This window comes from Prosthecobacter sp., from assembly GCF_029946185.1.
Classification (GTDB): domain Bacteria; phylum Verrucomicrobiota; class Verrucomicrobiia; order Verrucomicrobiales; family Verrucomicrobiaceae; genus Prosthecobacter.
Genome location: NZ_JAQSEA010000035.1, coordinates 4,147 through 7,422, shown reverse-complemented (window position 1 = coordinate 7,422; position 3,276 = coordinate 4,147). Strand labels below are relative to the sequence as shown.

The 3,276-nt window shown below is 60.9% G+C and carries 3 protein-coding genes; 1 reads left to right on the top strand and 2 read right to left on the bottom strand.

Annotated features, from left to right (window positions below; all coding sequences use genetic code 11):
• Positions 1 to 163 precede the first annotated feature (163 nt).
• The gene (locus tag PSV43_RS01995; protein ID WP_300193141.1) at positions 164 to 1,402 is read left to right on the top strand and encodes an NAD(P)/FAD-dependent oxidoreductase; all 1,239 of its coding nucleotides are present in this window, start codon (positions 164 to 166) and stop codon (positions 1,400 to 1,402) included.
• Positions 1,403 to 1,715: 313 nt separating this feature from the next.
• Here the strand turns inward: PSV43_RS01995 and PSV43_RS01990 are convergent, their stop codons facing one another.
• Together PSV43_RS01990 and PSV43_RS01985 are read right to left on the bottom strand one after the other, a co-directional pair.
• Positions 1,716 to 2,891 carry a hypothetical protein gene (locus PSV43_RS01990; protein ID WP_300193139.1) on the bottom strand — a complete coding sequence of 392 codons (1,176 nt, stop codon included), beginning with the start codon at positions 2,889 to 2,891 and terminating at the stop codon, positions 1,716 to 1,718.
• Between the two features lie 178 nt (positions 2,892 to 3,069).
• Positions 3,070 to 3,276 (bottom strand): hypothetical protein (locus PSV43_RS01985; RefSeq protein WP_300193137.1); only part of this gene is annotated, 207 nt, incomplete at its 5' end.

Genomic DNA, 3,276 nt, shown 5'->3' with positions numbered 1-3,276 from the left:
TCGGACCTGTCCTTCGTAGCTCGACGCAGGAGAGCGAAGAAGGAAGCCCATGATCAGCGCGCAAGAACCAGCCCACTGAATGGAAATGAATTTTGCGAACCGCAATAAGGCCCGCTTGATCATGTAAGATTGCAGTCTCCCACCCGCATGCTCTACTGCGCGCATGAAACAACAGCGTGTCTTGATTCTCGGGGGTGGGTTTGCCGGTCTGGCTTGTGCCAAAGGATTTCCCGAAGATCGCTTTGCCGTCACTCTTGTTGACCGCTGGAATCATCATCTCTTCCAGCCGCTCCTCTATCAAGTGGCCACCGGAGGCCTGGCCATGACAGACATCGCACAGCCGCTGCGCGCCATTCTCTCCGACTACAAAAATGTCACCACCTTGATGGATGAAGTGCGCCACATTGATCTCGATGCCAGGCAAGTTCACCTCAAGGATCACGTGCTGGAGTACGACTACCTCGTCATCGCCCTCGGTGCCAAGACCGGCTACTTCGGCCATGACGAATGGGCCGCGCACTCGTTCGGCCTGAAGAGCCTGGATGATGCCATGAAAATCCGCAAGCAGGTGCTGCTCGCCTTTGAGCATGCGGAGTGCTCCCATGACCCGCAGGAAAGAGCGCGCCTTCTGACCATGGTCATCGTCGGCGGCGGTCCCACCGGAGTGGAGATGGCAGGCTCACTCGCAGAACTCGCGCAGCAGGTGCTCAAAGAAGACTTCCGGCGCATAGATCCCAGCCTCGCGAAAGTCCACCTCATCGAAGCCGGGCCCAAGCTGCTGGCGGCCTTCCCCGGCGGTCTCCCCGACTACGCCTGCAAGCACCTTGAGCACCTCGGTGTCACCGTCCATCTGAACACACCCGTCAAAGAAGTCGGCGCAGGCTACGTCATCACCGGCGATCACCGCATCGAGACCGACACCGTCATCTGGGCTGCCGGCGTGGAGGCCAGCGGGCTCACCCGCACCCTCGCAGGCGTGCCCTTGGACCGCGCAGGCCGCATCCAGGTCCAGCCAGACCTCAGCCTTCCCGGTCATCCCGAAGTCTTCGCAGCAGGAGATCTCGTCGCGCTCACAGACACGAAAGGCGTCCGCGTACCCGGCGTCAGTCCCGCCGCCATTCAGATGGGCCAGTTCATCTCCAAGACCATCCTCACAGAAGGCATGTCCGTCCCGCGCACAGCCTTCACCTATTTGGATAAAGGCACCATGGCCACCATCGGCCGCAGCGCCGCCGTCGTCAGCTTTGCCGGCATGCATTTACGCGGCATGCTCGCCTGGCTCATGTGGCTCTTCGTCCATCTGCTCTTCCTCATGGGCATGCGCAATCGCGCCATCGTCTTCCTCCACTGGGTCTGGTCCTACATCACCTGGCAGCGCGGCGCCCGCATCATTCAGCCTTGATCTAAGGAGCGCGGAATTGATTCCGCAGCCCTCCGCCGCAGCGCCAGACTCTTAATGAGGTTCGCGTAATAGGGTGGCACGTTTCATCCGAACGCACGCGCGTAGGTACGTACAAACGCATTCAATCCAGTCCACGTGGCGGGTATGAGGAGGTCATGCCACGCACGGCGTAAACTGGTCGGACTCACCCCAGAGCACACAGAGAAACGCAGAGTTCAGAAACTCCGGCCTCTGTGCTTCTCCGTGCCCTCTGTGGTAGATTTCTAAAACGGCAACCAACCCCAGATTGCCGCGCCTTCCTCACGAAACGCCCTCACTTCACCGCAAACGGCTTGCTATCCAGCACCTTCCCATCCTGCACCAAATCAACGCGATACTTCCCCGGCGGCAGGCCATCCTTCACCGTCAGCGAAGAGTCGATCTCATCATCCACCCCCGCCTCCACATCCGCCGTCGCCAGCACCTGCCCCTTCTCACCTTCCACTTCCAGCAGCCTCCACACCAGTTGCACACCCTTCACCAGCGCCGCCTCCTTCAGCTTCCACCGCGCATGCAGTTCGGTGTCGTCCGTCGTGAAATACTTCACCTCTTTCCCTGCCTCGCCCTTGCCATCATCACGAAACAACTGCGATGAATCAATCGTGAGCTTCGTTGCCCCGGCCATCGGCGCGCCCGCCTTCACCGTAAACTTCTCGCGCACCACTTCCTGCCCGTCGATCTGCAGTGACACCTCATGCGTGCCCGCAGGCCAGCCACCGGCCGGGATGAAGTCAAAATGAAAGGGCACCTTCTCCTTGTTCTCCTTCAGCGTGAAGCTCCGCGTGCCCGCATCATCCACCTTGCCATTCACCAGCCACGTCGCTTCCAGCCATGAGGCAAGGCCCAGGTCGGCGGTGCCTGCGAGGAAGACCTTGTCCATGCCATCAAACTCATGCGTTTCATTCACCGGCTTGTGGTCCTCGTCCGCGCCTTTGGCCAGCGCCGCTTTCAGCAGCTTGCTCGGTGTGGCCCCCTTCGGCGGCGCGATGCGGAAGGGGAACTCGCCCAGCGGCTTGCCACCCAAAGTCACCTTCGTCCGGTAGCAGGCACCCACCGGCAGCGCTTGCTTGGGTTGGATGTCAAAGCCCACAAAAGTGTCCTCCCCGAAGGAGAAAATGACACCTTCGTTCACCGTGGCCACATCCACCTCCGCCTCGGCGATCTGATCGTCACGAAACATGAACTCCGCCCTCACCACACCCGCCTTCGGCCTGCCCTTCAGTTGGATCGAAAGAAACACCGGTTCACCCTGGTTGAAAAACTCCGCCACATCCTTCGGCGACTGATCCTCCTTAAACCCATGGCAGTAAGTCGCCTTCTTCAAATCCCCCTCCGCCGCCCGCGTCATCACAGGCGCACAGGTCAGATTCAAACCCAGCACACACAAAGGAATCAAGGAAAGCTTCATGCCGCGCATCCAACCACAGGCCCGCGCAAGCGCAAGACCCATGGCGGCGTTTGTTGAGCCGCCGCGAAGCATGGCCCCGTTCCCCCGGCGCGCGGAATTGATTCCGCAGCACTCCGCCGAAGCGCCAGACTCTTCATGCGCATCATACCCTTAATGCCGAGCATCCTCTTCTGCCGCAGGCAACGTGGGCGGCAAGCTGCTTGTAGAACTCTACAAAAACTCATTTCCAGCGCAAACCGGCGCAGCTCTGAACTCTACGGCGCGCGGAATTGATTCCGCAGCACTCCGCCAGCACCCAGACCTCCGCCTTTGCCTTCACCTCCGCCTCCGCCTCCGCCTCCGCCTCCGCCTCCGCCTCCGCCTCCGCCTCCGCCTTCGCCTTCGCCTTCGCCTTCGCCTCCGCCTCCGCCTCCGCCAGCACCCACAC